Raw genomic sequence first — 4,487 nt, 5'->3', positions numbered from 1 at the left:
CTGTATTTATTTTTGATCGGCTTGCTATGTGTTGCCTGTTCCGAACTAATTCCGTGGCAGGATGAAAACGGAGACCTATGTGCCAATACATGCAGTGAAAAAGAGATTATCATAGGGTGCGACGACCGGCTCGTAAGGCCGGATGAAATCGACAGCACGACCGAAGAGCCTTGGAGCTTTATCGGAAAACTGCATCCCATTGGCTGCTCCGGAACCTTGATTGCCGACCGCTTTGTACTTACGGCCGCCCACTGCCTAGATAGTTTGGGGGGTAGGCAACTGGGCTTTGCACTTGCACAAAAAGCGGAAGCTGTAAGCCAAAGGCCTTTTGGAACCCATGGCGTACGGCGCATATTCTTGCCGGTAGCTTTCGACGGCAGTGATGACGAAACGGACCGTGCGTACGATTTGGCCATAGTTGAACTATGGGAGCCTATCGAAGGGGCCGTACCTGCCAAATGGGGCCATGTAGACTGGAATATTCTACGGTCCAAACCCGTGTTTACCGCAGGCTATCCCGGAACACAACCGGACAATGGGGTTTGGGGGAGGCCTTGGATCACCGATGGCACCTACTACTCCGAGCAACCCTTCGGCTGGATCGATGGTGGGGAATCAGGACTTCTATATACCGACATGGACGGCACCGGAGGCCAAAGTGGATCGCCGGCCTACTCGCTGCTTACCCCCTCGCAACACGATGGTTCGGGAATCATCAGAAAAGTGCACGGGGTATTTATCGGCAGTCCCGTAACGGCCTGTCAAATCGATCAGAATTGGGTAACGAGGTTGACTCCCGAAATCGTCGACCATATCGAAAATACAATGAGCCCCAAGACCTTCGATTCCTTTTGGCAAGTTGTTGAACTGGCGCAGACTCCCACCACCGGCCCCAACGAAAACTGGCCTTGATCTGAACATGCGTTCATTTCCTTTTTTGAGGTGAATAAAAGGGCTTCCCCTTAAAATAAAAAACACTAAAAACTACGCTTACAACGAAATTGAAACTATTAACAATTTTAAATTTTAAGATCATGAAAACAAAAATGAAGATTATGCGGAGATTTTTAAGTGTCCTTTTTATCGCAAGCCTTGTATTGGCCTGCTCAAAGGACGGAGACATTGGGCCCATCGGTCCTGAAGGCACACAAGGCGAACAAGGGCCCAAGGGCGATAAAGGCGACCCTGGCCAAGACGGTACCGCGGCCAATCAAGGCGCACAGGGAGAACAAGGGCCGACAGGGCCTAAGGGCGACCCTGGTGAAGATGGTGCCGCGGCCAATCAAGGCGAGCTGGGTGAAAAGGGCGAGCAGGGTGAGCAAGGAGAACAAGGCTCTCAAGGCGAACAAGGGCCGAAAGGCGATCAAGGCCCTAAGGGCAATACCGGGACCGCCAATGTTATCTACTCGGATTGGATCGACACCGAATTCCCGAACAACATCACGGTCCCCGGTGCGGGTTTCGATATCGATGCCCCTGACCTGATCAAGGACATCATGGATAAAGGGACGATTATGGTATTCGCTAGAAACCTGACCATATTTGGGTTCGATTATTTTGCTCTACCTTTTATAACGGGCGAAAACCAACATAACTTCAGGATAGAAAAGGAAAAAGTCCTGCGTATTACAGTGGCAACGCTTTCCGGAGATCAAGATACACAGGTCGGGAATCCGTTCTTCGAGGATTATCGCTATGTCATTATTCCAGGGGGGCAGCCTGCAACTACCAAGAAAGCGGAAGCTTTGGATTATACCACAATGTCGTATGAAGAGCTGACGCAGTATTTTGATATTCCGCAGTAATAACTTAAACAAAGCAATCCTTCATTACAATTTCAATGTAGGGTTGCTTCCCCTTTTTAACTATCTCGAACAGCATCCTTCCCCTAGCATAGGGTGCAAAGGTTGCCCCTTATCCAATCTTAAAATATAATAGTTATGGATTCTCCAAATGTAAATTGGTCCGCTTTGAAAAAGCAAGGTATTCCAGGATTTAAAGGAAGCAAATCCTTTATTTACCCGGGCAAAAAACATCCGTATTACAAGTATTCAAAAAGTCTTAAGCAAATCGGAAAGCATGGTATTCCAGCCAAAAAATACCAAGCGGAAATAGATAAAATATGGACCTGTGGTTTCAATCCGTATTGGATCGATGCCTTTGATGTAAAGGGCAAGACGTACTTCAACGTCATTTTTCGCCCCAGTAGCGGAGCTGCTTGGAAAACCCGGCACGGAATGAGCGGCAATGGCTATCAGAAGCGATTTGATACATTCAAGGAAGCGGGCTACCGCTTGACCCTGGTCGATAGTTGTATCAGCCAGGGAAAGGTACGGTATGCCGCTATCTGGATTAAATCACCGGGACCTTCCATCCACGCCTATCACGATGCCCCGGAAAATTGGCATAGAGATAAATTTAAGGAATTGACCAAGAAGGGCTGGGTTCCGGTCAATGTATCGTGTGTTTCGATTGGGGGCGAAAGAAAAATTACGGCACTTTATGAAAAGAAAAACGTCGGGGGATTCAAATTAAAAAGCCGTATGTCTTTGGGCCAATATCAAAATCTCTTCGATCAATACAAAGAAAAAGGATTTGAATTGGTCTATATCAACGGCAATATCCACAACAACAAACCTACGTTGAGCGGTATTTGGTACAAGAACCCTCCGTTCACTGCTTATGTTGCCAAACACAATATGACCAGTGCCGAATACCAGAATGAATATATAAAGAAGAAAGCTGGTGGTTGGTCAACCCGATGCGTAACGGGGTATGAAGACAGTGGATCGAAGTTCGGGGCCATATGGACGAAATGAACAAAACAGTTCTGAGCACCAGCGGTACAAAGCCGAGTCTCACAACTAAAACGCAGGGTTTAGCGTGTATAAATATGTTCTATGAAGAGGTAGTACAGCCTTTTAATATCCCAGAATAGGGTTTACTTTCGTCTCGATTTAACTGTGAAGGCTTCCTGAAACCAAGGAAGCCTTTTTTTGTTGAACGAAAAATGCCACCAACGAATTGTATCCGACTATACCTTGAACAACTTTTCAGAGTTGATTAGAATCCATCCAAATAAATAGGAAACCTGCGTAAAGTTTGTTAAACAGGCGGCTTTAAAGTAATTTTGTAAACCTTCAAAAAACCGGGCGCTTCTTGGATTACTATTTGAACCAACCTAATTAGTATTGGGAGAAACGGGTGAAAGATTAACTAAGCAAGGGTTCCTTAACTCCAAAATAATACAATGAGCGGATTGATACAATCTTCGATAGCCCGAAAAGTGGTCATGGCCCTGTCGGGTCTTTTTTTGGTCTTTTTTTTGGCGCAGCACTTTACGATTAATGTTACTTCGGTTATAGCTCCCGATACCTTTAACGAGTGGTCGCATTTTATGGGGTACAACGGGCTGGTGCAGTTTATTCTGCAACCGATCTTGATAGCTGGGGTCATTGTGCACTTTGTAATGGGAATCGTGCTGGAAATTCAGAACAACAGGGCAAGGGCGATCAAATATAAAAAGTACAGCGGCGGGGCCAACGCCTCGTGGATGTCACGGAACATGATCATTACCGGACTCGTAATCTTGGCCTTTCTCGGATTGCACTTTTATGATTTTTGGATCCATGAAATGGATTACAAGTACATTTCTGCAAACCCCGAAGATCCGACCCGGTATTTAGAGGAGACCGTACATAAGTTCGAACCGCTATGGCGAACCGCGCTATATGTGATTGCGTTCGTGCTTTTGGCCTTACATCTGTGGCACGGCTTTGCATCCTCTTTTCAAAGTATGGGCGTGAACAACAAATACACTCCCGCCATACAGACCTTTACCAAAATATATGCGATAGCAATCCCCGTGGGATTCATCTTTATTGCGCTCTATCATCATTTTAACCCAATAACACAGTAGATTATGGGCATATTGGATTCTAAAGTTCCATCAGGGCCATTGTCCGATAAGTGGACCAAGCATAAAAACGAAATTGACCTCGTCAACCCGGCGAACAAACGTAATATTGACGTTATCGTCGTTGGTACGGGTCTTGCAGGTGGATCTGCCGCAGCGACCTTGGCCGAGCTGGGCTACAACGTCAAAACTTTTTGTTACCAAGATTCCCCACGGCGTGCGCACTCCATTGCCGCACAGGGTGGCATCAATGCCGCAAAAAACTATCAGGGCGATGGCGATAGTGCCTACCGTCTGTTTTATGATACCGTGAAAGGCGGCGACTACCGTTCCCGTGAAGGAAACGTGTATCGTTTGGCCGAGGAATCAGCAAATATTATCGACCAGTGTGTCGCACAGGGCGTACCCTTTGCCCGGGAATATGGCGGACTATTGGATAACCGCTCGTTTGGAGGTGTTCTGGTTTCGCGTACTTTCTATGCCAAAGGCCAAACCGGGCAACAGTTGTTATTGGGATGTTACGCAGCGATGAACCGACAGATCAACCGGGGCAAGATCAAGCCTTTCAACC

General features: G+C 46.8%; 5 protein-coding genes. All 5 read left to right on the top strand.

Features of this window, described 5'->3' with window-relative positions; genetic code table 11:
- Window positions 1-912 (top strand): serine protease (locus ACEW8S_RS14950; protein ID WP_373518928.1); only part of this gene is annotated, 912 nt, incomplete at its 5' end.
- A gap of 122 nt (window positions 913-1,034) precedes the next feature.
- Complete coding sequence (locus tag ACEW8S_RS14945) at window positions 1,035-1,805, top strand: hypothetical protein (protein ID WP_373518927.1); 771 nt, start codon at window positions 1,035-1,037, stop codon at window positions 1,803-1,805.
- A gap of 135 nt (window positions 1,806-1,940) precedes the next feature.
- Complete coding sequence (locus tag ACEW8S_RS14940; RefSeq protein WP_373518926.1) at window positions 1,941-2,819, top strand: hypothetical protein; 879 nt, start codon at window positions 1,941-1,943, stop codon at window positions 2,817-2,819.
- A gap of 431 nt (window positions 2,820-3,250) precedes the next feature.
- Entirely contained in the window at window positions 3,251-3,919 is a 669-nt protein-coding gene (locus ACEW8S_RS14935) for a succinate dehydrogenase cytochrome b subunit (RefSeq protein ID WP_373518925.1), read from the top strand.
- Window positions 3,920-3,922: 3 nt separating this feature from the next.
- Window positions 3,923-4,487: FAD-binding protein (locus ACEW8S_RS14930; RefSeq protein ID WP_373518924.1), on the top strand; the 565-nt coding region annotated here is incomplete at its 3' end.

The organism is Pricia sp. (genome assembly GCF_041745955.1).
GTDB lineage: Bacteria > Bacteroidota > Bacteroidia > Flavobacteriales > Flavobacteriaceae > Pricia.
This window is presented reverse-complemented; position numbering and strand designations above follow the sequence as displayed.